This is a genomic window from Sulfitobacter sp. OXR-159, assembly GCF_034377145.1.
In the GTDB taxonomy this organism is placed as follows: Bacteria; Pseudomonadota; Alphaproteobacteria; order Rhodobacterales; family Rhodobacteraceae; genus Sulfitobacter.
This window is the reverse complement of sequence record NZ_CP139707.1, coordinates 667,207-692,374: the sequence shown is the minus strand read 5'-3', so window position 1 is coordinate 692,374 and position 25,168 is coordinate 667,207. Positions and strand designations below refer to the sequence as shown.

The 25,168-nt window shown below is 61.6% G+C and carries 27 protein-coding genes; 12 read left to right on the top strand and 15 right to left on the bottom strand.

The features are described 5' to 3' along the window. Positions 1-24: 24 nt before the first annotated feature. The gene (gene groES, locus T8A63_RS03415) at positions 25-312 is read right to left on the bottom strand and encodes a co-chaperone GroES (protein ID WP_067267338.1); all 288 of its coding nucleotides are present in this window, start codon (positions 310-312) and stop codon (positions 25-27) included. Positions 313-478: 166 nt separating this feature from the next. Continuing rightward, complete coding sequence (locus T8A63_RS03410) at positions 479-1,159, bottom strand: DUF2161 domain-containing phosphodiesterase (RefSeq protein ID WP_322344982.1); 681 nt, start codon at positions 1,157-1,159, stop codon at positions 479-481. Between the two features lie 64 nt (positions 1,160-1,223). On the opposite strand from T8A63_RS03410, the gene T8A63_RS03405 reads away from it, so the two are divergent. Then, positions 1,224-1,628 carry a hypothetical protein gene (locus T8A63_RS03405; protein ID WP_322344981.1) on the top strand — a complete coding sequence of 135 codons (405 nt, stop codon included), beginning with the start codon at positions 1,224-1,226 and terminating at the stop codon, positions 1,626-1,628. A gap of 107 nt (positions 1,629-1,735) precedes the next feature. Here the strand turns inward: T8A63_RS03405 and T8A63_RS03400 are convergent, their stop codons facing one another. Continuing rightward, positions 1,736-2,767 carry an IS110 family transposase gene (locus T8A63_RS03400; protein ID WP_095587668.1) on the bottom strand — a complete coding sequence of 344 codons (1,032 nt, stop codon included), beginning with the start codon at positions 2,765-2,767 and terminating at the stop codon, positions 1,736-1,738. A gap of 185 nt (positions 2,768-2,952) precedes the next feature. On the opposite strand from T8A63_RS03400, the gene T8A63_RS03395 reads away from it, so the two are divergent. From T8A63_RS03395 to T8A63_RS03365, 7 genes are all read left to right on the top strand, one after another. Next, positions 2,953-3,135: a hypothetical protein gene (locus tag T8A63_RS03395; RefSeq protein ID WP_322344980.1), complete on the top strand. Its 183-nt coding sequence runs from the start codon at positions 2,953-2,955 to the stop codon at positions 3,133-3,135. Between the two features lie 98 nt (positions 3,136-3,233). Beyond that, positions 3,234-4,154, top strand: coding sequence for a manganese-dependent inorganic pyrophosphatase (locus T8A63_RS03390; RefSeq protein WP_322344979.1), 921 nt, complete (start codon positions 3,234-3,236; stop codon positions 4,152-4,154). A 50-nt stretch (positions 4,155-4,204) separates the two neighbouring features. Then, positions 4,205-5,077 carry a TIGR01459 family HAD-type hydrolase gene (locus tag T8A63_RS03385; RefSeq protein WP_322344978.1) on the top strand — a complete coding sequence of 291 codons (873 nt, stop codon included), beginning with the start codon at positions 4,205-4,207 and terminating at the stop codon, positions 5,075-5,077. Positions 5,078-5,166: 89 nt separating this feature from the next. Beyond that, complete coding sequence (locus T8A63_RS03380) at positions 5,167-5,610, top strand: MaoC family dehydratase (RefSeq protein WP_067940580.1); 444 nt, start codon at positions 5,167-5,169, stop codon at positions 5,608-5,610. 62 nt (positions 5,611-5,672) lie between these two features. Beyond that, entirely contained in the window at positions 5,673-6,605 is a 933-nt protein-coding gene (locus T8A63_RS03375) for a bifunctional riboflavin kinase/FAD synthetase (RefSeq protein ID WP_322344977.1), read from the top strand. Continuing rightward, on the top strand, positions 6,602-7,072 hold the full coding sequence (locus tag T8A63_RS03370; RefSeq protein ID WP_067629579.1) for a YcgN family cysteine cluster protein: 471 nt from the start codon (positions 6,602-6,604) through the stop codon (positions 7,070-7,072). The genes T8A63_RS03375 and T8A63_RS03370 overlap by 4 nt, the downstream gene beginning before the upstream one ends. Continuing rightward, positions 7,072-8,106, top strand: a complete 1,035-nt coding sequence (locus T8A63_RS03365) for a threonine aldolase family protein (RefSeq protein ID WP_322344976.1) — start codon at positions 7,072-7,074, stop codon at positions 8,104-8,106. Before T8A63_RS03370 ends, T8A63_RS03365 begins: the two co-directional genes overlap by 1 nt. Positions 8,107-8,110: 4 nt before the next feature. On the opposite strand, the gene T8A63_RS03360 is transcribed toward T8A63_RS03365, so the two are convergent. Together T8A63_RS03360 and T8A63_RS03355 are read right to left on the bottom strand one after the other, a co-directional pair. Next, on the bottom strand, positions 8,111-8,908 hold the full coding sequence (locus T8A63_RS03360; protein WP_322344975.1) for an alpha/beta hydrolase: 798 nt from the start codon (positions 8,906-8,908) through the stop codon (positions 8,111-8,113). Beyond that, positions 8,905-9,501: a 2-hydroxychromene-2-carboxylate isomerase gene (locus tag T8A63_RS03355; RefSeq protein ID WP_120351728.1), complete on the bottom strand. Its 597-nt coding sequence runs from the start codon at positions 9,499-9,501 to the stop codon at positions 8,905-8,907. Before T8A63_RS03355 ends, T8A63_RS03360 begins: the two co-directional genes overlap by 4 nt. A 102-nt stretch (positions 9,502-9,603) precedes the next feature. Here T8A63_RS03355 and T8A63_RS03350 point away from each other — a divergent pair, with 102 nt between their 5' ends. Beyond that, positions 9,604-10,623 carry a ribose-phosphate pyrophosphokinase gene (locus T8A63_RS03350; protein ID WP_067629570.1) on the top strand — a complete coding sequence of 340 codons (1,020 nt, stop codon included), beginning with the start codon at positions 9,604-9,606 and terminating at the stop codon, positions 10,621-10,623. A gap of 80 nt (positions 10,624-10,703) precedes the next feature. Here the strand turns inward: T8A63_RS03350 and T8A63_RS03345 are convergent, their stop codons facing one another. The 7 genes from T8A63_RS03345 to T8A63_RS03315 form a co-directional block, all read right to left on the bottom strand. Further along, on the bottom strand, positions 10,704-11,054 hold the full coding sequence (locus T8A63_RS03345) for an H-type lectin domain-containing protein (RefSeq protein WP_322344974.1): 351 nt from the start codon (positions 11,052-11,054) through the stop codon (positions 10,704-10,706). Between the two features lie 110 nt (positions 11,055-11,164). Continuing rightward, positions 11,165-11,605, bottom strand: coding sequence for a F0F1 ATP synthase subunit epsilon (locus tag T8A63_RS03340; RefSeq protein ID WP_067629565.1), 441 nt, complete (start codon positions 11,603-11,605; stop codon positions 11,165-11,167). A 12-nt stretch (positions 11,606-11,617) separates the two neighbouring features. Then, entirely contained in the window at positions 11,618-13,042 is a 1,425-nt protein-coding gene (gene atpD / locus T8A63_RS03335) for a F0F1 ATP synthase subunit beta (protein ID WP_067629563.1), read from the bottom strand. 18 nt (positions 13,043-13,060) lie between these two features. Further along, on the bottom strand, positions 13,061-13,942 hold the full coding sequence (locus T8A63_RS03330; RefSeq protein WP_067629562.1) for a F0F1 ATP synthase subunit gamma: 882 nt from the start codon (positions 13,940-13,942) through the stop codon (positions 13,061-13,063). A gap of 15 nt (positions 13,943-13,957) precedes the next feature. Next, positions 13,958-15,496: a F0F1 ATP synthase subunit alpha gene (atpA, locus tag T8A63_RS03325; protein ID WP_322344973.1), complete on the bottom strand. Its 1,539-nt coding sequence runs from the start codon at positions 15,494-15,496 to the stop codon at positions 13,958-13,960. Then, a complete protein-coding gene (locus T8A63_RS03320) occupies positions 15,497-16,057 on the bottom strand; it encodes a F0F1 ATP synthase subunit delta (protein WP_067937220.1) in 561 nt (186 codons plus the stop codon). 294 nt (positions 16,058-16,351) lie between these two features. Then, a complete protein-coding gene (locus T8A63_RS03315; protein ID WP_300054933.1) occupies positions 16,352-17,098 on the bottom strand; it encodes a methyltransferase domain-containing protein in 747 nt (248 codons plus the stop codon). A 63-nt stretch (positions 17,099-17,161) separates the two neighbouring features. Here T8A63_RS03315 and gloB point away from each other — a divergent pair, with 63 nt between their 5' ends. From gloB to T8A63_RS03300, 3 genes are all read left to right on the top strand, one after another. Beyond that, on the top strand, positions 17,162-17,929 hold the full coding sequence (gene gloB / locus T8A63_RS03310; RefSeq protein ID WP_322344972.1) for a hydroxyacylglutathione hydrolase: 768 nt from the start codon (positions 17,162-17,164) through the stop codon (positions 17,927-17,929). A 175-nt stretch (positions 17,930-18,104) separates the two neighbouring features. Further along, complete coding sequence (clpA, locus tag T8A63_RS03305; RefSeq protein WP_067629557.1) at positions 18,105-20,426, top strand: ATP-dependent Clp protease ATP-binding subunit ClpA; 2,322 nt, start codon at positions 18,105-18,107, stop codon at positions 20,424-20,426. Further along, a complete protein-coding gene (locus T8A63_RS03300) occupies positions 20,423-21,373 on the top strand; it encodes a M23 family metallopeptidase (protein WP_322344971.1) in 951 nt (316 codons plus the stop codon). The genes clpA and T8A63_RS03300 overlap by 4 nt, the downstream gene beginning before the upstream one ends. A 16-nt stretch (positions 21,374-21,389) precedes the next feature. Here the strand turns inward: T8A63_RS03300 and T8A63_RS03295 are convergent, their stop codons facing one another. The 3 genes from T8A63_RS03295 to T8A63_RS03285 all read right to left on the bottom strand — a co-directional run bounded on the left by T8A63_RS03295 (position 21,390) and on the right by T8A63_RS03285 (position 25,128). Next, positions 21,390-23,327, bottom strand: a complete 1,938-nt coding sequence (locus tag T8A63_RS03295) for a peptidoglycan -binding protein (protein WP_322344970.1) — start codon at positions 23,325-23,327, stop codon at positions 21,390-21,392. Next, entirely contained in the window at positions 23,327-24,526 is a 1,200-nt protein-coding gene (locus T8A63_RS03290) for a biopolymer transporter ExbB (RefSeq protein ID WP_067941511.1), read from the bottom strand. Before T8A63_RS03290 ends, T8A63_RS03295 begins: the two co-directional genes overlap by 1 nt. A gap of 71 nt (positions 24,527-24,597) precedes the next feature. Then, complete coding sequence (locus T8A63_RS03285) at positions 24,598-25,128, bottom strand: gamma-glutamylcyclotransferase (protein ID WP_067629545.1); 531 nt, start codon at positions 25,126-25,128, stop codon at positions 24,598-24,600. Positions 25,129-25,168 lie beyond the last annotated feature (40 nt).

Below are 25,168 nucleotides of genomic sequence, written 5' to 3'. Positions count from 1 at the left end.
CTAAGGGTCGGCAAGCCGGGTGGCTTACGCGATGATCCCCATGATGTCGCTTTCTTTCATCATCAGCATTTCTTCGCCGTCGACGGTGACCTCTGTGCCGGACCATTTGCCGAACAGGATTTTGTCGCCGGGTGCGACGGCCATTTCGATCAACTCGCCGTTGTCTTTGCGTGCGCCGGTGCCCACGGCAACGACTTCACCCTCGGAAGGCTTTTCTTTGGCGGAATCAGGAATGATCAACCCGCCGGCGGTTTTTTCTTCGCTTTCGGTACGCTTTACCAGCACACGGTCATGAAGCGGTTTCAATGCCATCTTTGCAGCTCCTTAAGGCTCAAAGTTACTCTTCCAAGCCACCCCCTCCGGGCGAGGGGTGCAGCCGTTAGCACTCAACCCTTGTGAGTGATAACGAGGCATAGCTAAGCAGCAGTCTGCGTCCTGTCAACAACGGCGTTGAAAAATTTTGCGTCGATTGGAACCGTTAACCAGCGCCCAGAATGCGCCCCGCCGTGGCTACGGCTTCGGCGCCTGCTGGGGTCAGCCCGTAAATGCCTTTGTCGACCTTTTCAAACCAACCGTAGTGGTCATCCCGCATCATGCGGGTTGCCGCCGAGACACCGGTTGCGCGGGCCACATGCGCGCCTTTGCTTGCGCCGGCTTCGAACAGATAGACCGCGATTTTCAACGCATCCTGACGGTAGGCGGTCACCAGCCCCGCGCGGGTTTGGCCGCCATCATTGGGATCCCCCTGCCGCCGCGCGAATTCACGCAAAAGCATCGCCGCCCGTTTGGCATTCTTGCGCGGCGCATAGGGGCCGGGATCGCAATGCACCTCAACCAATCCGTCCGACAGCCGCACTGTAATCAGCCCCAACCCCAGCCGCCGCGCCAGCGTGACGTTGTCCTTCACCGCCTTGGCAAAGCGTTTGCCCGGTTGCCGCACAACGGCGAGGTAGACATCATCCGACACCTTCAACCGCGCCAGACACTGATGAAACAGCGCCAGCGAAAAGCCGAGCTTTAACTCCACCACCACCGGCGGCTCCGCCCCACGCACTGCTACCACATCTGCCGCGCCGACTTCGGCTTTAACCACATAGCCTTGATCCTCAAGGAAAGCCTTGATCGGCGGGTAAAGATCTGTTTCGCGCGGGTTGCTCATGGCGCGCAACTTGCCCCATCGCGCGGCGCTATGCAAAGGGGCCGCGCGGCCCTAGACTGACGCGATGACCCGCGACGAATTTAACGCTTTCTGCGCCGCCCTGCCCCGAACAACCCATGTCGTGCAATGGGGCAATGCGGATGTCTGGAAGGTGGGCGGCAAGGTCTTTGCCATCTGCGGCTGGGCCGAGGATGCGCCCGCTTCCGTAATGGGGCGGGCCTCTGTCAAGGGTTTCGGGCAAGTCAAAAATCCCGGCGAAGATCTCAACTTTCACCGAGTTTTAAGGCACAGATTCAGAAGCTTTCTTTTTCTTTTTCACTGCACCCGCACGTCAGGACTGAAGGACACCCCTTGCACGGGCTTCGCTCTTCCGTCCGTAGTCAGCCGCATGGCTGCCACTCTATGCCTGGTCCAAATCTGGTCCTGGGTGCCCATCTTTTACGCGTATTCAGCGTTAGCCGATAACTAGCGGGCTTTCGGCATCTCCAGGAACCTCGTCCCGGCAAGGGACCTCGTCGTACCTGTCGTCAGGTGCAGTGCGTTCCTCCGTCAGATCAAGTTCTGGAATTATTTTACTCAGACCGTTGCCGGGGAGCTCTGCACATGGCGGAATGGTGTGCCGTCTCGCCACATGCGGTGCAATACAACGCCAATACGCCGCGCAAGTGCAATCAAGGCCCGTTTCGATCCACGCCGATGGGCCACTCTGAGCGCCCAGGCCTGGAGCCAGTTTGGTGACCCACGGTGCATCAAGATCATCGCCGCTTGATACAAGGCCGTTCGAAGGGCCCGGTCACCGGCTCGAGTAATTTGCCCGACAATGTCCATCTCTCCGGATTGCGTACGTCTCGGCGTCAGCCCCACCCACGGACCAACATCCTTCGATCGCGCGAACCGGGTCGGATCGTCGATCGCGGATTTGACCGTCAGGGCGACGATCCGACCGACGCCTGGCATCGTCATCATCAGACGGCAAACGTCGTCTTGTTTTGCCAGATCCGCGATTGTCGCATCCAATTCAGCCAACTCGGCGCGCAACTGCGCACGCGCGCGCAAAAGGGCCTCTGTCGACGCCGACAGGATTTCATTCTGCTCAACCAGTTCCCTCACCCGGGCCTCGTACCTGATCCGGGTGACGTGTCCCAGCTTCAGACCGAAGTTCCGCAAAACACCCCGCATGGAAAGCTCAAGGTTGATGATGGCCTGCTGAACTGACTTGCGCGCTGTCAGCAACGCGCGGATTTCCTGGGAGGACACCGATTTGCGGTGCACGGGCCTGTACCATCCCATTTGAAGCAAGCGCGCAATGCCCTGAGCATCGCGCCGATCGGTTTTGATCGGCATGGCTTTCAAAGCGGCTTTCACCAACCGCGTTTCCATCAAGACCACGTCAAGTCCGGCCTCTTCGATGCCCTTACTCAGCCATTGGGACAGTGGTCCGGCTTCAAGACCGATCGCATCGACCGCGTACGGCAATGACGTCATCGCACGCACCAGCGCCTCAGGCTCGCTGGCGGCCTCCAACTCCTCAACAACCTTCCCTTGCGGCCCCAGCACACAAATCGCCGTGCTTGTCAGAGATACATCTAGTCCGATAAATACATTCATGTCGTTGCCCTTCTATTCTCAGGAATTGAGGCGCATGGAAACATACGACCTCGTAGACGCGCTGCAGGCGCATCAAGGGCAACGGCACTCCACATCATGCTGTCAAGCAAGCGAAACGTGCTCGATTCGCCGACAGCCCCATTACGGCATCTTTTACTTTCAAGGTGACTGAACTGGGGTTTGAGGTGCTTTCAGACAGCCCCGGACTGCGTCCCGCTCCCTATCTGGCCTCACGCGGGTTAAAATGGATACAGCATTACGCCGAACCCGGCCTAGGCGAAGACAGCCTGCGCGACCACATACGTGCCTCCTATGACATGATCGCCGCCGCCCTTACAAAAAAGAAGCGCGCGGAACTGGGCCTCTAGACTCTCCACGCAATGCCGCAATGCGGCAGGCGCGCGTGACAAGCCTATTCAACCTGCTATAAGGCCCGCAAATCCACCGAATAGACAGGACCGCCCCGATGACAACCCTTGTTTTTGGCCATAAATCCCCCGACACCGACAGCACCGGCAGCCCGATCGTTTGGGCTTGGTATCTCAATGAGATCAAAGGCATTCCCGCTAAACCGGTCCTGCTGGGCGAGCCGAACACCGAAGCGCTGTTCATGCTCGACAAATGGGACCTTGATAAGCCCGAAATCCTGACCACGCTTGAGGCCGACACCAAGGTTGTCATCGTCGACACCAACAACCCCGCCGAACTGCCCGACAACATCAATGACGCCGATATCACCGGCATTATTGACCACCACCGTCTGGTGGCCGGGCTCGAAACACGCGGACCGATTGAGATCAACATCCAACCGCTCGCCTGCACCGCGACCATCATGTTCAAGATGATCGGCAAAGACTGGGCGCAGGCCCCGCGCGGCGTAAAGGCAGCGGCCCTGTCCTGCATCCTGTCAGACACGCTGGAATTCCGCAGCCCGACCACCACGCAAGAAGACCGCGCCATTGCCGAAGACATCGCGCGGGACTTGGGCGTCGATATCAGCGACTATGCGGCCGAAATGTTCGCGGCGAAATCCGATGTGTCGTCCTTCAGCGAGGCGGAACTGCTGCGCATGGACAGCAAGGAATTCGACCTCGACGGCACCAACCTGCGTGTGAGCGTGCTGGAAACCACCTCCCCCGCGCCACTGCTGGAGCGCAAAGACGCACTGATGGCTGAGATGCCGAAAGTGGCCGAGGCCGACGGTGCCGCGCAGGTGCTCTTGTTCATCGTCGACATCCTGAAAGAAGAGGCGACGCTGCTGGTGCCCAACGACATGGTCAAACATATCGCCGAGCAGAGCTTTGGCGCTGAGGTCTCCGGCGACACGGTCGTGCTGCCCGGTGTGATGAGCCGTAAAAAGCAGATCATCCCGAACCTCAAGATGTAAGCCAATCGGGCGGGCCAAGTGCCCGCCCTCGCTTTTTGAAAGGCCGCACCATGACCCGCATTATCTCTGCCCTGCCCGACGTATCCGATCAATACGACGCGCTGTTCGTCGACCTCTGGGGCTGCGTGCATGACGGGCGCAAAGCGCTGCCCGATGCGGTGGCGGCCTTGCAGGCCTATCGCAAGACCGGCGGCAAGGTCGTGCTGGTCACCAACTCCCCCCGTCCGCGCACGGGCGTGGAGAAACAGCTACAGCAATTCGGCGTCCCGGAAGACGCATGGGACAGCATCGCCACCTCGGGTGATTCCGCGCGGTCTGCCATGTTCCGCGGCGCGGTGGGCGAAAAGGTCTGGTTCATTGGCCACCCCGCTGAGCGCAAGTTTTTCGAGCCGCTGGCGATCCTCGAAAACCCGGTACAAGTCGAAACCGTCGGGCTGGCCGAAGCCGAAGGCATCGTCTGCACCGGCCCGGTCGACCCGATGGCCGACCCCGAGATCATGCGCCCCGAGTTCGAACAGGCCATCGCCCGCGGGCTGAAACTGCTCTGCGCCAACCCCGATATCGTCGTGGACCGGGGCGAAGTGCGCGAATGGTGCGCCGGGGCACTGGCCGCGCTCTATACCGAGATGGGCGGCGAGAGCCTCTATTTCGGCAAGCCGCATGGCCCGATCTACGATCTCGCCCGCCGTCGCCTTGCAGCGCTTGAGGTCGACATCCCCGACAGCCGCATCCTTGCCATCGGAGACGGCATCCTGACGGACGTCAAAGGCGCGATGGACGAAGGCATCGACTCGCTGTTCATCACCGGGGGTCTGGCCGCCGCGGAAACCGCGACCACCGAGCAACCCGACGAAGACAAGCTCCGCGCCTATCTTGATCGCGAAGCCTCGGCCCCAACCTACGCAATCGGATTTCTCCGCTAACTCAGAAATGACTTGATTTTCTGCAGTTGCGAAGTAATAAAGTTGCAATAGGACGCACTCTGGCGTCACTTTGTTACCAAGGAGCCGTCATGTTGGACAATATGCCACGCGGGACGATCTGCATCGAAGACATCGAAATCGGGATGACTCGCCATCTGCGTAAGGTCGTGACCGATACCGATATCGAAATGTTCGCGCAGGTTTCGACCGATCATAATCCGGTGCATTTGGATGACGACTATGCCCGCGACACGATCTTTGAAGGGCGCATTGCCCACGGCATGCTAACGGCGGGCCTAATCTCGGCGGTGATTGGCGAACAACTTCCCGGTCATGGCACGATCTACCTCGGGCAATCGCTCAAGTTCCTCGGCCCCGTGCGTCCCGGCGACATGGTGCTGGCCGAAGTCACCGTGACCGACATGGACATCGCCAAACGCCGTGTGAAAATGGACTGTCGCTGTTCGGTCGATGGCAAACCGGTGCTCGCCGGTGAGGCGACGGTGCTCGCCCCCTCCGCCAAGCTGGACTGAGCGGGCGGTTTTCGCCGCCTGAGCATCTTGCCCTTGCGCCGCCGCGCAGCTAGGCAAGGCACATGCGGATCATCCGAGATTATCAATTCGTCGACCTTGCAGATCGCGGTGCCACCGCCGCGATTGGCAATTTTGATGGCGTGCACCTTGGCCACCGCTCGGTGATCGAACTGGCGCAACGCGCCGCCCCCGATGCGCCCCTTGGCGTCGTCACCTTCGAGCCGCATCCCCGCGAATATTTCGCCCCCGATGCCCCGCCCTTCCGCCTGATGGGCCGCGAATCCCGCGCGCATCGGCTGGAAAAGATCGGCGTTAAGCGGCTCTATGAGCTGGCATTCAACAGCACACTGGCCAGCCTGAGCCCCGAGGCATTCGCCCGCGACGTGCTCCACGACGGGCTGGGGCTTGCGCATGTGGTTGTCGGCGCTGACTTCTGCTTTGGGAAGGGCCGCGCAGGCACGGTGGAAGATCTCGTCCGTTTCGGCGCGCAATATGGTTTCGGCGTCACCATCGCCCCGCTGATGGAGCGCGATGACCTCACCGTGTCCTCAACCGCGATCCGCGAAGCGCTGACCCGTGGTGAAACCCGCGAAGCGGCGGCGATGCTGGGTCACTGGCACCGCATCGACGGACCGGTGATCTCGGGCGAGCAGCGCGGGCGCGAGTTGGGCTTTCCTACCGCAAACATGTCGATTGACGGGCTGCACCCGCCTGCCTTTGGTGTCTATGCCGTGTTGGTGGATGTGCTCGCGGGGCCGCATAAGGGCAGCTATCACGGTGCGGCCAGCATTGGTGTGCGGCCCATGTTCGGTGAGAACAAAGCCAACCTGGAAACCTATCTCTTTGACTTCAAAGGTGATCTCTACGGCGCGCCGCTGTCTGTCGGGCTGGTCGAACACCTGCGCGGCGAAGAAAAGTTTGACAGCCTCGACGCGCTGATCACCCAGATGGGGGCCGACTGCGACCGCGCTCAAACCATTCTGGCGGCGCTATGAGCGATCCGATACCCCGCAAGGGCCTGACCCCGAAATTCTGGGAGAAGAAGCCGCTCAAAGAGATGTCGCAGACCGAATGGGAGGCGCTTTGCGACGGTTGCGGTAAATGCTGCCTGAACAAGCTTGAAGACGAGGACAGCGGCGAAGTGGCCCTGACCCGCGTCGCCTGCCGCCTGTTGGACGACAGCACCTGCCGCTGTGTGCATTACGAAAACCGGCATGAGTTTGTGCCCGACTGCATCGTGCTGCGTCCCGACAACCTTGACACCCACGCTTATTGGATGCCGCAGACCTGCGCTTACCGCCTGCTCTGGGAGGGTAAACCGCTGCCTGAATGGCACCCCCTGCTGACCGGCACCCCCGACAGCGTGCATGACGCCGGGGTCAGCGTGCAATTTGATACCGTGTCCGAATTTGATACCCCGTTCGAAGAATGGGAAGACCATATTATCAAGGAGCCCACCTGATGTTTTTCGCCTCTGACAACGCCGGCCCCGTCCACCCCAAGGTGATGGAGCGCGTGATCGCGGCCAATAGCGACTACGCCATGCCCTACGGCAAAGACCCGATCATGGATGAGGTCCGCGCGCAGATTCGCGAACAGTTTGAGGCACCTGAGGCGGAGGTCTACCTCGTCGCCACCGGCACCGCGGCCAATGCGCTGGCGCTTGCCTGCTATACCCAGCCGTGGCAGACGATCTTCTGCTCCAAGGTCGCGCATATCGAAGAGGATGAGTGCAACGCGCCGGAATTCTACGCAGGTGCGGCCAAGCTGACGCTGGTGGAGACTGAAGACAAGATGACCCCCGACGCCCTGCGCCGCGCCATCGTCGCGCGGGCGGCGGGCGATGTGCACACGCCCCAACGCGGCCCGGTGTCGATCACACAGGTGACAGAACGCGGCGGGGTGCATAGCCTTGAAGAGTTGCATGCGCTGACAGCGGTGGCCAAGGAATACGACCTGCCCGTACATATGGACGGCGCGCGTTTTGCCAATGCGGTGGTGGCTTTGGGCTGCACCCCGGCTGAGATGACGTGGAGATCGGGCGTTGATGTGGTCAGCTTCGGCGGCACCAAGAACGGCTGCATGGGGGTCGAGGCGGTGGTCTTTTTTGACCCCAAAAAAGCATGGGAATTCGAGCTGCGCCGCAAGCGCGGGGCGCATCTGTTTTCCAAACACCGTTTTCTGTCGGCGCAGATGGCGGGCTACCTTGCGGATGGGGCTTGGCTGGAAACGGCCAAGACGGCCAACGCCAATGCGGCGCATCTGGCCCAAGGGCTGCGCAAAGCGGGGGCGGAATTCCTACATGAGCCTGCGGCAAACATGATCTTTGCCCGCTTCCCCCGCGCCATTCACCGCAAGTTGCATGACGCAGGCGCGCGCTATTACCTTTGGGATGGCACGCTGGAGGGCGACGATGACGAGATGCTGGCCGCGCGGATGGTCTGCGACTGGTCGATCAGCCGTAACCAGATCGACCAGTTCCTAAGCCACTTCTAAGCAGTCACGCCAGCGGCACGTCGTTCAGGAAATCGCGTATCGCTTCGGCGACTTCGGCGGGGTGCGTGATCGGCACCATATGCCCTGCCCCGTCGACTGAAACCCGCCGCGCGTTCGGCAGACGGCGCATCAGCGACGCATTGATCGCATGCGCCGCTTTGGGCGACCCGCTCCCCTCCAGCAGCAGTGCGGGCATCGACGCGCGGTCGAACATGCCCGGCGCCAGCAACCCGGCGCTGTCCTCTCCTAGAAAAGGCGAAGAGGCGGGGATGAAACCGATCCGATCCACCATGTAGGCGCGGGTCGGTTCGGGAATTTGGTCCCATTTCGTGCCATCGCCCCAGACCCGGTTAAACAGCCGCGCGGCGGTCTCCTTGTCGCCCTCGGCCAAGGCGGCCTCAAATGCCGCGTTCTGTTCATTGTATTCGGCCATCGCGTCAGGATCGTCCTGTTTGGCGGCGGCGAAATAGACTGGCTCAATCAGGGTAATGCTGCGCACCAATTCGGGATGTTCAATTGCCAGCCGCAGCGCCACGGTCGCACCAAAGGAATGGCCAATCAGATCCATCGGCGCTTCGAGCAAGCTGAGCGCCATGTCGGTTGCCACGTCGTGAATATTGCCCTGCCCGTCCCAATCGCCAGAACGTCCGTGCATCGGCAGATCGAAGGCCCGTAGGGTGAGCTCGTCAGACAAAATGGCCCCGATGCCACGCCACGCGCCAGAATGCGCCAGTGAGCAATGGATCGCCAGCGCCGGGCGCGGGCCGTGACCGAAACGGCGCGCGTTGACCTCTGGGATCACAGCTTGCCCCCGAGGTGCAGATCAAGATCTTCCAAACGGTCCTGTCCCCAGAACCGCTGATCCCCAACGATATAGAAGGGGGCGCCAAAGACACCTTGAGTGACGGCTTCCTCAAGGTTGGCGGCATAGGTCTCGGCCCCCTGCAGCAAGCCGCTGTTCGCCAGATCGGGGTCAAAACCGGCCTCTTCCAAACAGGCCCGGACCACATCGTCATGGCCGATGTCCTTTTCCTCGGCCCAGACGGCGCGGGTGATGGCATGGGTCAGCTTGCCCAGATCACCGCCCCCGGCATTCTGCGCGGCGATCACCGCATAGGCCGCAGGCGCGCCGTTGGTGGGCCAATGCGCGGGCTTGAGGTTGAAGGGCAGACCCAGCTTGCGCGCCTGACGCGGCAGGTCTTGCGCGCGGTACTCATTGCGGCTGGGGTGACGCTCTGCCGGGGGCATGCCGCCCGTCCGCGGGAAGGCCGCGATAATGTCGAAAGGCTTGTACACGATCTCAGCACCGTGCTTTTCGGCGATCTCCTCAAGCCGATTCCCGGCGAGGTAGCAATAGGGTGACAGGGTCGCGAAAAAATAGTCGATCCGGGCCATTTGGCTCTCCTTCGGGGGCGGTGCAGCTTTGCCCGACCGTAAGCGCATGCTAAGCGGTGTCAACGTCACGAATCTGCAACCTACCGCTGCCCCGGAGCCCCTATGCCACGCACTTCAGAACCAAAACTGATCTCAGGCAATGCCAATATGCCGCTTGCCAAGGCCATCGCGCGGCGCATGTCGCTGCATCGCGGCGTTAACGTGGGGCTCGTCGATGCGCGGGTCGAACGGTTCAACGACGGCGAGATTTTCGTCGAAGTTTATGAGAACGTGCGCGGCGAGGATATGTTCATCATCCAGCCCACGTCGAACCCCGCGAACGACAACCTGATGGAACTGATGATCATGGCCGACGCGCTGCGCCGGTCCTCGGCGGCGCGTGTGACGGCCGTTTTGCCCTACTTCGGCTATGCCCGGCAGGACCGCCGCACCAAAGCCCGGACGCCGATCACCGCCAAGATGGTCGCCAATATGCTGACCGGCAGCGGTATTGAACGGATCCTGACGATGGACCTGCATGCGGCGCAGATTCAGGGCTTCTTCGATATCCCGGTCGACAACCTCTACGCCTCGCCGATCTTTGCACTGGATATCAAGGACGCCTTTAAGGACCAGATGGACGATCTGATGGTCGTCAGCCCCGATGTGGGCGGCGTGGCCCGTGCGCGTGAACTGGCCAAGCGGATCAACTCCCCCCTGTCGATCGTCGACAAACGCCGCGAGAAGGCGGGCGAAGTGGCCGAGATGACCGTGATCGGCGACGTGAAGGGCAAGACTTGCCTGATCGTGGACGACATCTGCGACACCGCAGGCACGCTGTGCAAAGCTGCCGAAGTCCTGCTGGAGAATGGCGCGAAGGAAGTGCACTCCTACATCACCCACGGTGTCATGTCCGGCCCTGCGGTTGAGCGGGTCGAGAACTCGGTCATGAAATCGCTGGTCATCACCGACAGCATCGCGCCGACCCCTGCGATCAAGAAGGCGCCGAACATCCGCATCGTCCCGACCGCGCCGATGTTTGCCCAAGCGATCTTGAACATCTGGAACGGCACCTCGGTCTCTTCGCTGTTCGAGGCGGAAACGCTCGGCCCGATCTATGACGGGATGTACGCGGCAAACTAAGCCGCAGGCTGTGATCTAGGGCTGGCCTCCGCGGGCCGCCCTCCCCCTGCTGGGCCGCTCTCTCTCACCGAGCGATGCACCTAGCCGACGACCCAGTCGTCATCCCCCCCCACCGCGCCAATCGCTGTCCATGCCAAACGCGCCCGTGCAACGCGGGTGTCGCCCCATGTGCGGAACACCATGTCAAAGCCGCTCTCGGTCACCGCCTCGGCGCCGATATCGGCGCGGGTGACGGTGCTGGCGTCGATGTCCCAAAGCGACATGCTCACCTGAACATGCGGCGGCTCCCGGAAGGGTTCTGAAAAGCTGATCCGGCGGCGGCGTTCGCGCTGGCCCTCGCCCGTCCACATCGATCCGCCGTCTTCGAACTCAGAGAACAGCATGACATCGCCACTGTCCACGCCGATCGTATGGGTGCGAAGTCGTTTCATATTGGGCGCCTGCCTGCATTTACGGTCATCAGGCAATGATGCCGCAGCAGAAGGGAGCATAAAAGCAAAAAGCCCCGCCGAGGCGGGGCTTTTCACTGATTTTCAAAGCATTACAGGCTGGGCTGTTTGCTCGACAATCCGATGTGATCGCCAACGGCAACCATATCGGCCAGAAGCTTGGCTGCGTCATCCACGGGACCGGGTTCGTTTTCCCAGTTGTCCTTGGCGCGGGTGTAGACGGCATGCGCCTCTGCCACCATGCTGTCCATCTGTTCCTGCGTCATGTCGGCACGCGCCACGGCACGTTCCGCCAGCACAGACACGCCGCCCTGACCGCCGATTTCGGCGAAACCGCCGGTCACGACATATTCAGACGTGCCCTCCGGCCCTTCCACGCGCAGAAGGCCCGGACGCAGGGTGGTGATGGTGGGTGCATGATCGGCCATGGCCGTCATGTCACCCTCAGTGCCCGGAATTTGCACGGCCGTCACCTGCATCGATGCCAGCCGCCGTTCCGGCGAAACGAGGTCGAATTGCATTGTGTCTGCCATTGTCAGCGCTCCTTAAGCGGCGTCTGCCGCCATTTTCTCGGCTTTCGCCTTCACGTCTTCGATGCCACCAACCATGTAGAAGGCACCTTCGGGCAGGTGATCGTACTCACCGGCAACCACGGCCTTGAACGACGCGATGGTTTCTTCCAGCGGCACCTGAACACCGTCGGAGCCTGTGAACACTTTCGCCACGTCGAAGGGCTGGCTGAGGAAACGCTCGATCTTACGCGCACGTGCCACGGTCAGTTTGTCTTCTTCGCTCAGTTCATCCATGCCGAGAATGGCGATGATGTCCTGAAGCGATTTGTAGCGCTGAAGCACCTGCTGCACGTCTGTCGCCACCTTGTAGTGCTCGTCGCCGATGATCAGCGGGTCGAGCAGACGCGAGGTGGAGCCAAGCGGGTCAACCGCCGGGTAGATGCCCTTTTCCGAGATCGAACGGTCGAGAACCGTTGTCGCGTCGAGGTGCGCAAAGGAGGTCGCAGGCGCCGGGTCGGTAAGGTCATCCGCAGGGACGTAGACGGCCTGCACGGAGGTGATCGAACCGGATTTGGTCGACGCAATCCGCTCCTGCATCACGCCCATGTCGGTCGCCAGCGTTGGCTGGTAGCCCACAGCCGAAGGAATACGGCCCAGCAGAGCGGACACTTCGGAACCGGCCTGCGTGAAGCGGAAGATGTTGTCGACGAAGAACAGAACGTCGGAACCGGATTCGTCGCGGAACTGCTCGGCCAGTGTCAGGCCGGTCAGGGCGATCCGCATCCGCGCACCGGGAGGTTCGTTCATCTGACCGTAGACCAGCGCAATTTTCGAATCGACGAGGTTGTCAGGGACGATAACGCCGGATTCGATCATCTCGTGGTAAAGGTCGTTGCCCTCACGGGTACGCTCACCCACGCCCGCGAACACCGACAGACCGGAGTGCACTTTGGCGATGTTGTTGATCAGTTCCATGATGAGAACCGTCTTGCCCACGCCGGCACCGCCGAAGAGACCAATTTTACCACCCTTGGTGTAAGGCGCCAGAAGGTCGATGACCTTGATGCCTGTCACGAGGATTTGTGTCTCGGTGGACTGCTCAGCGAACTCAGGCGCTTCGCCGTGAATGGCGCGTGTCGCGTCAGAGTTTACCGGACCCTGTTCGTCAACCGCGTCGCCGGTGACGTTCATGATACGGCCCAGTGTGGCGTTGCCCACGGGCACGCGGATCTGGTCGCCTGTGTCTGTCACGGCCTGACCGCGCACCAGACCTTCGGTCGCGTCCATCGCGATGGCGCGAACCGTGTTTTCGCCAAGGTGCTGCGCCACTTCGAGAACCAGCGTTTTGCCCTGGTTTTCGGTGTGCAGCGCGTTGAGAATCTCCGGCAGGTCGCCTTCGAATTGAACGTCAACGACAGCGCCGATGACCTGTGTGATTTTACCGACAGCATTTGCCATGTCGTTTCTCCGATTTGCTTACAGCGCTTCCGCGCCGGAAATGATTTCGATCAGCTCGTTGGTGATGACAGCCTGACGCGAGCGGTTGTACTGGATGGTCAGTTTGTCGATCATCTCACCCGCGTTGCGTGTGGCGTTGTCCATCGCCGACATCCGCGCACCCTGCTCGGACGCGCCATTCTCCAGCAGAGCCGAGAAGATCGCCGTGGCGACCCCGCGCGGCAGAAGGTCGGCCAAGACCGCCTCTTCGCTGGGTTCATAGTCGAACAATGTGGACGCACCGCTGTCTTCGTCCGCGTCTGCTTCGAATTTGGCCGGGATGATCTGCTGCGCCGTCGGCGTCTGCATCACCACGTTCACGAACTTCGCATAGAAGATCGTCGCCACGTCAAATTCGCCCGCGTCAAAGCGGTTTAGCACGTCCTGCGCGATGTTTTGCGCATCACCATAGCCGATCTTTTTGACTTCGCTGAGGTCAACGTGACCGACCAGATGGTCGCCCAAGTCACGCCGCAGCGCATCACGGCCTTTTTTGCCAACGGTGAGGATTTTCACCTCTTTGCCCTGGGCCAGCAGTTCACGCGCATGGGCTTTCGCCTTCTTCGCGATGTTGCTGTTGAAGCCGCCGCACAGCCCGCGTTCGGCGGTCATGACCACCAGCAGATGCACTTTGTCTTCACCCGTGCCGCTGAGCAGCTTGGGCGCGCTGTCGGAGCCGCCGACACTGGCCGCGAGCCCTGCCATCACGGCATTGAACCGCTCAGTATAGGGACGCGAAGCCTCGGCAGCCTCCTGCGCGCGGCGAAGTTTCGCCGCGGCAACCATTTGCATGGCCTTGGTGATCTTGCGGGTCGATTTGACCGACGCGATCCTGTTCTTCAGGTCCTTGAGATTTGGCATTGCCTTATCTCCCGTTTAAGCGAAGTCGGCGGCGAAACCGTCAATGGCGGCTTTGATCTTCTCTTCCAACTCGCCTTTGACCTTGCGGTCATTGTTGGTGATGTCCTTGAGAAGGTCGTCGTGCTTGCTGCGCAGATGCGCCAGCAGGCCTGCCTCGAAACGGCCAACCTCCGACACGTCCACCTTGTCGAGATAGCCGTGTGTACCGGCGTAGATCACGCAGACGATTTCCGAGTTGGTCAGCGGCGCGTACTGCGGCTGCTTCATCAGTTCGGTCAGACGTGCACCACGGTTCAGCAGCTGCTGAGTTGCGGCGTCAAGGTCGGAGCCGAACTGAGCAAAAGCTGCCATTTCGCGGTACTGAGCCAGCGACAGTTTCACCGGGCCAGCCACGCTCGACATCGCTTTGGTCTGAGCCGAGGAGCCAACGCGCGAAACCGACAGACCGGTGTTCACGGCAGGACGGATGCCTTGGTAGAACAATTCGGTCTCAAGGAAGATCTGACCGTCGGTGATCGAGATCACGTTGGTCGGAATAAACGCGGACACGTCGCCACCTTGGGTTTCGATGATCGGCAGAGCCGTCAGCGAGCCGTTGCCAGCTTCGTCACCCAGCTTCGCGGAACGCTCAAGCAGGCGGGAGTGGAGATAGAAAACGTCGCCCGGGTAAGCTTCGCGGCCCGGCGGGCGGCGCAGCAGCAGGGACATCTGACGGTAGGACACGGCCTGCTTGGAAAGGTCATCATAGATGATCAGCGCGTGGCGGCCGTTGTCGCGGAAATGCTCGGCCATCGCGGTCGCGGCATAGGGTGCGAGGAACTGCATCGGTGCAGGCTCGGACGCGGTCGCGGCCACAACGATGGAGTAATCAATTGCGCCGGTTTCTTCGAGCTTTTTCACAAGCTGAGCAACGGTCGAACGCTTCTGGCCGATGGCGACATACACGCAGTACATCTTTTTGCCTTCGTCGTCGCCAGCAGCGGCGTTAACCTGCGCTTGGTTCAGTATCGCGTCGAGGGCGACAGCGGTTTTACCGGTCTGACGGTCACCAATGATCAGCTCACGCTGGCCACGGCCGATTGGGATCATCGCGTCAACGGACTTGAGGCCAGTCGCCATCGGCTCATGCACCGATTTACGCGGGATGATGCCCGGCGCTTTGACGTCGGCGATGCCGCGCTTGGTGGCGCCAATGGGGCCTTTGCCGTCAATGGGGTTACCCAGACCGTCAACAACGCGGCCCAGCAGTTCGTCACCGATTGGCACGTCCACGATGGAGTTGGTGCGCTTGACGGTGTCGCCTTCTTTGATGTCACGGTCGGAACCGAAGATAACAACACCGACGTTGTCCGCTTCGAGGTTCAGGGCCATGCCCTGAATGCCGCCGGGGAATTCGACCATTTCACCGGCCTGAACGTTGTCCAGACCATAGACGCGGGCGATACCGTCACCGACGGAGAGAACGCGGCCCACTTCGGCGACTTCGGTTTCCTGACCGAAATCCTTGATCTGGTCTTTCAGGATCGCAGAAATCTCTGCTGCTTGGATACCCATTTATCCGACCTCTTTCATTACATTCTGGAGGGAATTGAGCTTGGAACGGATCGACGTATCGATCATTTTCGAGCCCACTTTGACGACAAGACCGCCGATGAGGCTTTCATCAACGGTCGCATGAAGTGATACTTTTTTGCCGGTGGAGGCATTGAGCGACTTGGTCAGCTTGTCCGACTGCGTCTTAGTCAGCGCCTTGGCCGTGGTGACATCAGCGGTGATCTCGCCTTTGGCTTCGGCAATCGTTTCGCGCAGCGCTTTGACCAGCGCGGGCAGCACAAACAGACGACGCTTTTGCGCCATCAGCGCCAGCGTGTTCGCCATGGTCTTGGTCAGGCCCATCTTGTCGGCCAGCACTTTGATCGCCCCGGCCTGCTGATCGCGGGTATAGAGCGGCGAAGAGATCAGGCGCTGAAAGTCATCGCTGTCGGTCAAGGCCGCTTCAAGCGCGGTAAGATCGCCCTCGATGGCATCGACCTGATTGGCCTCGCGGGCCAGATCATACACGGCTGTCGCGTAGCGTTCCGCGATGCCGGTGGAAATGGAAGCAGGTTCGGACACGTCCATCCTCTCGTTCAATAAGCGCCGGATATGCGAAGATGTCGCGTCACCAGCAGTTGGCGCGGCTTGAAGTTACCCAAGACGTCTAAATCAGGGGCGATGTAGCAGACAGGTTCACGCCCGGCAACACAGTATAGGCAGGTAATGTCCCGGCGTGCTGCAATATTGCAAGGGCGGCGGCCTGTCGCGGCTCTTTGCCGCAGAAAAATGCTGGCTTTGTCACCACGGATGGGCGGACAGGCGAATCCTCCGCCGCTCACTTTAGGCCCTAAGTCTACATTGCTCTGGGGGGGCTTAGACCGGTTTAGCCTGCGGCTCAGTCATGCCCTCCAGCACCCCGATGGCGCGCCTTGCGGTGCTGCGCTGCGGACGGCCTCGTGGTGGATAGACCAGTTTCGTGGCCTCCACCAAGATCGCACCGCCGCCCATCATCGTTGGCATTTGGCGACCGATTTTCTCAAACAAAGGCGCTGATTTCATCCAGATTCGCTGCTGTGAAGGGAACTGGAACAGTGCGCCAAGATGCCTTTCGGGAAGAAACTGATGTTTGCGGAGCTGCGTTTCCAACTGCCCCGGCGAATAGGGCCGCCCATAGCCGAATGGCGTTCGATCCCGCCGCGCCCACATGCCCGCCCGGTTCGGCACGATGAACAGCGCCTTGCCCCCCGGCCCCAGTACGCGCCAGCATTCATCCAACAATTCACTTGGCCGTTCCGACGTCTCAAGCCCATGCATCAACACCAGTTTGTCCACCGCCCCCGTCTCTACCGGCCAAAGCGTCTCTTCGGTCAGGACCGAAGTATTGGGCATGCCCGCGGGCCAAGGCATCACGCCCTGCGGGCCGGGCATCAGCACCATCACGCGCCGGGCGTCAGCCAGATAGGGCCGCAGCAGGGGGGCTGCAAAGCCAAAGCCGACGACGGTTTGCCCCTTCGCCTCTGGCCAAAGCTCCAACAACCGCCCGCGCAAGGATTTCTGCGCGGCACGCCCCAACGCGCTGCGATAATAGAAATTGCGCAGATCCTGTACATCAAGATGCATTGCAGCCCGCCTTGGTGAGTGTCACTCTGACCCGACCATAACAACACAGCGAGGTAAGACGCCATGGCCTTTGATCTGGTCACGATTCCCTGTCTGTCGGACAACTACGCTTTCCTGCTGCGCGACCATGACAGCGGCGCTGTGGCGCTGATCGACGTACCCGAAGCCGCCCCGATCATGGCAGAGCTTGACCGCCGCGGCTGGACGTTGAGCCAAGTCTGGTTGACTCACCACCACCCCGACCATGTCCAAGGGCTGGCCGAACTGCTGACCCGCTTCCCCGCCGAGGTGATCGGGGCCAAGGCCGATGCTCACCGCCTGCCCCCGCTAGACCGCGACGTGGCAGAGGGCGACACCGTTGAACTTGGCGCACTAAAGGCCGAGGTGCTGGATGTTTCAGGCCACACCGTCGGCCATATCGCCTTTCACGTGCCGGATGCCAAAGCGGCCTTTACCGCCGACAGCCTCATGGCGCTTGGCTGTGGCCGCCTGTTCGAAGGCACGCCCGCGCAGATGTGGGACAGTCTACAAAAGCTGGCCGCCCTACCCGGCGATACGACGATCTGCTCGGGCCACGAATACACCGCCGCCAACGCAAAATTCGCCCTGACCGTTGATCCGCAGAACCCGGCGCTTATATCAAGGGCCAAGGACATCGACAGCGCCCGCGCCAAGGGGCAGCCGACCGTCCCCTCGCCGCTTTCACTGGAACTAGAAACCAATCCCTTCCTGCGCCCGGGCGATCCCGCCATTCGCGCGACATTGGGGATGCCAGACGCCACCGACACAGAAGTGTTCACCGAAATCCGCAGGCGCAAAGACCAGTTCTGAGTGCCTGCAATCATGGCCCAAAGTCCTCGCTCACGGCAAATGTGACCGATTCGGACCAGAATCTTCTTGAAGATGGGCGATGATCAACCAAACTCTAATACTATGAGGCCATGGTCGGACCGGGGCCTGAGATATCTCAGCACCTCACCGACCCCGATCGAAAAGGAGCACGCCCGTGCCTTCATTCTCGACTACACTTGAGCAGGCAATCCACGCGGCCCTCGCGCTGGCAAACGCCCGCCGCCACGAATTTGCAACGCTCGAACATCTGCTGCTGGCCTTGCTCGACGAACCCGACGCCGTGCAGGTCATGAAAGCCTGTTCCGTTGATGTCTCTGACCTGCGCGAAACACTGGTCGAATTCGTCGACGATGATCTGAGCAACCTGATCACCGACATTGACGGTTCCGAAGCGGTGCCCACGGCGGCCTTCCAGCGCGTGATCCAGCGCGCCGCGATCCACGTGCAATCCTCGGGCCGGACCGAAGTGACAGGCGCCAACGTGCTGGTCGCCATCTTCGCCGAACGTGAAAGCAACGCCGCCTACTTCCTGCAAGAACAGGATATGACCCGCTATGACGCGGTGAACTTCATCGCCCACGGCGTCGCCAAAGACCCGGCATATGGTGAATCCCGCCCCGTCACAGGCGCACCAGAAGCCGAAGAAGAGGCCCAAGGCGTCACCGATGGCGACAAGAAGGAATCCGCGCTGGCGAAATACTGCGTGGACCTCAACGCCAAATCCCGCGAGGGCGATATCGACCCGCTGATCGGCCGCGAGGGTGAGGTTGAGCGCTGCATTCAAGTGCTCTGCCGCCGCCGCAAGAACAACCCGCTGCTGGTGGGTGATCCGGGCGTGGGCAAAACCGCCATCGCCGAGGGGCTGGCACGCAAGATCGTCGCCGGCGAAACGCCCGAGGTATTGGCCAACACCACGATCTACTCGCTCGACATGGGCGCGTTGCTGGCTGGCACCCGCTACCGCGGCGATTTCGAGGAACGGCTCAAAGCTGTCGTGACCGAGCTGGAAGAACATAAAGACGCGGTGCTTTTCATCGACGAAATCCACACCGTGATCGGTGCCGGTGCCACTTCAGGCGGCGCGATGGATGCCTCCAACCTGCTGAAGCCCGCGCTTCAGGGCGGCAAGCTGCGTACCATGGGCTCCACCACCTATAAGGAGTTCCGCCAGCACTTTGAGAAAGACCGCGCGCTGTCGCGCCGGTTCCAGAAGATCGACGTAAGCGAGCCTTCGGTCGAAGACGCCACCAAGATCCTCAAGGGTCTGAAACCCTATTTCGAGGAGCATCACAGCGTCAAATACACCTCCGACGCGATCAAGACCTCTGTCGAACTGGCGCACCGCTATATCAACGACCGCAAGCTGCCTGACTCAGCGATCGACGTGATCGACGAAGCGGGTGCCGCACAGCATCTCGTGGCCGCCTCCAAGCGCCGCAAGACCATCGGCACCAAGGAGGTCGAAGCCGTGGTGGCCAAGATCGCCCGCATCCCGCCGAAAAACGTCTCCAAGGACGACGTGGTGGTGCTGAAGGATCTGGAAAGCTCGCTCAAGCGGGTGGTCTTTGGGCAGGACGATGCCATCGTGGCGCTGTCTTCGGCCATCAAACTGTCCCGCGCGGGCCTGCGCGAGCCGGACAAACCCATCGGCAACTACCTCTTCGCCGGACCAACCGGTGTGGGTAAAACCGAGGTGGCCAAGCAACTGGCCGACACGCTGGGCGTGGAACTGCTACGCTTCGACATGTCGGAGTATATGGAGAAACACGCCGTCTCTCGTCTGATCGGTGCCCCTCCGGGCTATGTCGGTTTTGATCAGGGTGGCATGCTGACCGATGGCGTGGACCAGCATCCGCACTGCGTGCTGCTGCTCGACGAGATGGAGAAGGCGCATCCGGATGTCTACAACATCCTGTTGCAGGTGATGGACCACGGCAAGCTGACCGATCACAACGGCCGCACAGTGGATTTCCGCAATGTGGTACTGATCATGACCTCCAACGCTGGTGCTTCCGAGCAGGCGAAAGAGGCCGTGGGCTTTGGCCGCGAACGTCGCACCGGTGAAGACACCGCCGCGATTGAGCGGACCTTCACGCCGGAGTTCCGCAACCGTCTCGACGCTGTCATCAGCTTCGCACCGCTGCCGAAATCGGTGATCCTGCGGGTGGTCGAAAAGTTCGTGCTGCAACTCGAAGCGCAACTGATGGACCGCAACGTGACCATCGAACTCAGCAAGAAGGCCGCCGAATGGCTTGCCGACAAGGGCTACGACGACAAGATGGGCGCCCGCCCCTTAGGCCGCGTGATCCAAGAGCACATCAAAAAGCCGCTGGCCGAGGAACTGCTCTTTGGCAAACTGGCCAAAGGCGGTGTGGTCAAGGTTGGCGTCAAGGACGACGCGCTGACGCTCAAGGTCTTGGGCACCGAAAGCAAGCGCCTGTCAGGTGATCGGCCCCCGCTGCTCACCGCGGAATGATCACACGGGCCGCGCTGGCCCTGATCCTCTCCTCCGCCAGCCCTGCGCTGGCGGAGGATGTGCAACTGGCCTTCCCGCTGGATTGCACCCTCGGGCAGGATTGCCACATCCAACAATATATGGACCAAGACCCAAGTGCCGCGGCGCACGATTACCGCTGTTCGAGGCTGACCTATGACGAACACAAGGGCACCGATTTCGCCCTACCCGACCGCGCAGCGATGGCGGCAGGTGTCACCGTTCGCGCAGCGGCGGCTGGCGTGGTCAAAGGGCTGCGAGACGGCATGGCCGATGGCGCGCCACTCTCGGAAGTCCAAGGGCGCGAATGCGGCAACGGCGTGGTCATCGACCTTGGCCGCGGGTGGGAAACACAGTACTGCCACCTGAAACGCGGCTCACTGCGCGTGACGGACGGGCAAGAGGTCGCTGTCGGCGACGCTCTCGGGCTGGTCGGCCAGTCCGGCAAGGCCGCCTTCCCGCATCTTCACCTTTCGCTGCGCCACAATGGCAACCCGGTTGATCCATTCGCCCCCGAAGGCAACGGCTGCGAGGAACCAGCTGTGTCTCTCTGGCAAGACACCCCGCCCTACCGCCCCGGCGGGCTGATCGCGCTCGGCTTTGCGAACCGCATTCCCAGCTATGATGAAATCAAGGCGGGCGATGCCAATCACGACACCCTCCCCAAGGATGCGCCTGCCTTGGTCATCTACGGTTACAGCTATGGCACCCAAAAGAACGACGTGCTGCGCCTCAGCCTTGCGGGGCCAAGCGGCACCGTGATCGAAAGGGATGTGGTGCTAGAGAAACCGCAGGCGCAGTCGTTTCGTGCCATCGGCAAACGCGCCGCCGCCGGAACATGGCCCGCCGGGCGCTATCGCGGCACGGTTACCCTGCTGCGCGATGGCCGGGTGATTGACGAAAAGACCGGCGCGTTGACGCTGCAATAGACCGGCTTTCCCCCGCTCACTTTTCGGTAAATTTAAGCTCGATCCGCCGGTTCTGCGCCCGCGCGGCTTCGGTATTGCCCTCGGCCACGGGCTGGTACTGGCCAAAGCCATTGGCCGCCAAACGATCCGGCGCGATGCCAAGGAAGTTGACCATATATTTGACCACCGACAGCGCCCGCGCTTGGCTCAGTTCCCAATTGTCCGCGAACGCCCCAAAGCCGGAAAGCGGCACATTATCGGTATGGCCATCGACACGGATCACCCAGTCGATCTCTGCCGGGATCTCGTCTACCACGCTGCGCAGAATGCCCGCCACCTTGGCAATCTCGCCTTGCCCGTCTTGGCTCAGCACCGCACTGCCCGGCCCGAAAAGCACCTCGGAAGAGAAGACAAACCGGTCGCCTTCGATCCGCACGCCCTCCTGATTGCCCAGAAGGTCACGCAACCGGCCAAAGAATTCCGAGCGGTACTGGGCGAGGTTCTTGCTCTCCTCCTCCAGCCGCTTGCGCTCTGCCGCTTCGAGCTCGGCGCGACGCCGTTCCTCTGCCGCCACCCGTGCCAGCGCTGTGTTCAACTCGGACCCGAGCGATTGCAACTCAACCGATCTCGCCGCATCCCGCGCCACGGCATCGTCGAGCAGCGCCTGTAGGTTGCCCAGTTGCGCGCGCAGCTCCGCGACCTGCTGGTTCAGCAATTCGGTCTGACGCTGGGCCTCGGCGCTGACCGCCTTCTCGTCGGCCAAGGTCGCTTCGGCCTGCGCCAGTAGAGCGGCGCGGCGCTCGGCGGCGGTGGTCTTGTCCTCGGCCAGCGTTTCAGCGGCAAGCTTTGCCGCCAGCGCCTGCGCCAGACGTTCGCGCAGATCCGACTGCGAGCCGCTCAGCGCTTCGCCCTCTTGTTCAAGGCTCTGCACGCGGGCCAGCGCCTCGGCCAAGCGGGCATTCAACGCCTGCTCGGTCACCTCCGCCTGCGACAGTTGTGCGCGCAGGTCCTCTTCGGTGCCCTCTGCCGCGTCCAACTCTTCGGCCAGCGCGGCACGCTCGGCCTCCAGACCTGCTCCGCTTTGTTCAGCCGTCTCCAACCTCAGCAGAGCTGCGGCGAGTTCACTGTCCAGATCGCTTCGCGCCGCGCGCGCGGCGGCCAGCAAGGTCAAGGTGTCTTCGGCCTTCTTGCGCTGCGCCTCAAGCGAGAGGGTCATGGCTGTCAATTCCGCATCCGCATCCTCAAGCCGGTCGCGCAATGCCTGCGCCGCTGCGGCTTCGGCCAGACGGGCGGCTTCCTCGGCGCTGAGCGCCTCTTCGGCCTCTGCCACCTCGGCGTTGAGTGCTGCGACCTCCGCCTCGGATTCAGCGTTTTGGGCACGCAGATCGGCCACCAGCGCATCCAACGCCTCGCGCTTTGCCGCGGCCAGCCGGGCCGTTTCCGCCTGCGCGTCGATCTCTTCCCGCGCGGTGCTCAGCGCGAGGTTCAGCGCCTCTTGCTCATCCAGCAGCGCGGCTTCGCGGTCTTCCAAGCTTCCGATGCGCGCCTGATCTTCGGCCTGCGAAGCCAGAAGGGCCGCCACCCGCGCCTCGAACCCGGTGATCTCGGCCTCGGCGGCCTGCAACGCGGCCTCTTGGGCGTCGCGTTCAGAGGTCAGCCCGGCGATCACCGCTTCTTGGCGCGACACCTCATCGCGGGCATCGTTCAGTGAGGCATTCAGCGCGCCAAGCCGGGCCTCCAGCCGCGCGGTGGTGCGTTCCTCGACGCCAAGCGCTTGGGCAAGGGCCGCGACCTCTCCGGCCAATTCGTTCAACTCGCTCTCTTGGCCGCTGATGCGTTCGGTCAGGACGAATTGCACGACCATAAAGATCGTCAGCACGAACATCAGAACCAGCAAAAGCCCGGTCATTGCATCGACGAACCCCGGCCAGATCGAGCCCTGAAACCGTGCGCCTGTCCGCCGGGAAAGTGCCATTACTGGTCCCCGCCACCGGGGACATCGCCGGCCCGCAGGCGACGGGCCTCAGGCGCGCGCTGCCCGGAAAGCGCCTTGGCCAGCAGTGAGATATCCTTGCGGAATTCGGCCATCGTCTCTTGCCGCCCGGCAGAAATCTCTTCGAGAATGCGCAGCATCTGCACGTCGATTGAGCGCAGCCGCATCCGGCTTTCCGCGTCGATCCCCTCGCCCGCCACTTGCCCTTCGAGCACGGCAATCAACCGGTCTTGCCCGTCGGCCACCCGATCAAGCGCGCTGTTCGTCGTCGTGTCATGCTCCATCCGCGTGGTCATCCGGTCAACGGCATCGGCAAGCTTGCCCAGCTTGTCGTCCACCATGGCGCGGCTGACGTCGGACTGGGTGAACATCTGCTGCATCTCGGCCATCTGTTCGACCATCTGGTCCATCACGCTGGCCATGATATTTTGGTCGCCCACATCGTCGCCCGAGGTCAGCCCGACCCGCGTGATGGAGCTCAACCAATCTTCGAGCTCTTGGTAGAAACGGTTCTGACCGTGGCCCGCAAAAAGCTCCAACAGCCCGACGACGAGAGAACCCGCAAGCCCCAAAAGCGATGAGCCAAAGGCCACGCCCATGCCGCCTAACTGCGCCTCAAGCCCGGTCATCAGGCGACCAAAGACATCAACCCCTGCCTCCCCCTCGCCGGGGGCGAGCGAGCGGATCGTGTCGACCACAGCGGGCACGGTCGTAGCAAGCCCGTAGAAGGTGCCGAGAAGACCGAGGAAAATCAGCATGTTGACGATGTAGCGCGTGATCTCGCGTACTTCGTCAATACGTGATGCAACGGAATCAAGGATCGAACGGGTTGAGGCCGTGCTGACCTGCATCCGCGCACCGCGTTGGCGCAACAGCGACGCCAAAGGCGCCAGCAGCTGTGGCGGTTGCGCGTCGGGTTCGGCGTTGTCGGCGGCGAAATCCTCGATCCAGCGGACCGAGCCGATCAGCTGCGTCACCTGATAGAAACAGGCCAGCACGCCGACGACGAAAACAAAGATGATGACCCCGTTAAGCCATGGGTTCGCGGCAAAGATCGGCAGCACACTGGGCAGGGCCAAAAAAGCGCCCACGCCGGTCAATGCCAATACGATCAGCATCAGAGAAATCTGACGCACCGGTTGTGAAAACTGCGGTTTTGCCTTGCGGTCTGGCTGTGCCATGCGGCCTTTCCTGACCCTCTATTCTGCTCTTGGTGCAGCTTACACTGAAACGGCGCGGAGTTGCCAAGTTTTTATGAGGCTAAAGCCTTAACGCGATCATGCAACCACTCCAACGCGGGGTCATGCAAGCCCACTTCGGAAAGATGCACGGCAGTGTTGATTAAATACTCGGTATTTGGCCCGCGGCCGCCTACGGCGCGTGCAATGATCTGGGCCTGTTCTTCCAGTGGCAAGCCGCCGCAATATTGGTCATGCGCCGCGTCGATCACATAGGTCACCGCCTCCACGTCGCGGCCATCGGTCAGATGCACGGTGAGGTTTTTCTCGACATAGGCCGAGGAGATCAGCTCACGTTCGCGCAGATAGTCCAGCGTCTGCGCCTCCTGCCCCGGAGCCACGCGCATCGCCATGCCTTCGCAGGCCGACCGGACAGATTCGTCGAGCGCCAGCACCAACCCCGGCTGCTCCACCGTGCCGCGGTGGTGGATCGAGCGCATGCAGAACGACCGCGCATAGCCCGGCAGCGTGGCGATCACGCTTTCCGCCACCTCAAAACCCGGGTTCCACAAAAGGCTGCCATAGCCAAATACCCACATTGTCATCCTGCTGGTCCTTTCTGCTGGCCTTCGGTAAACCGCATCT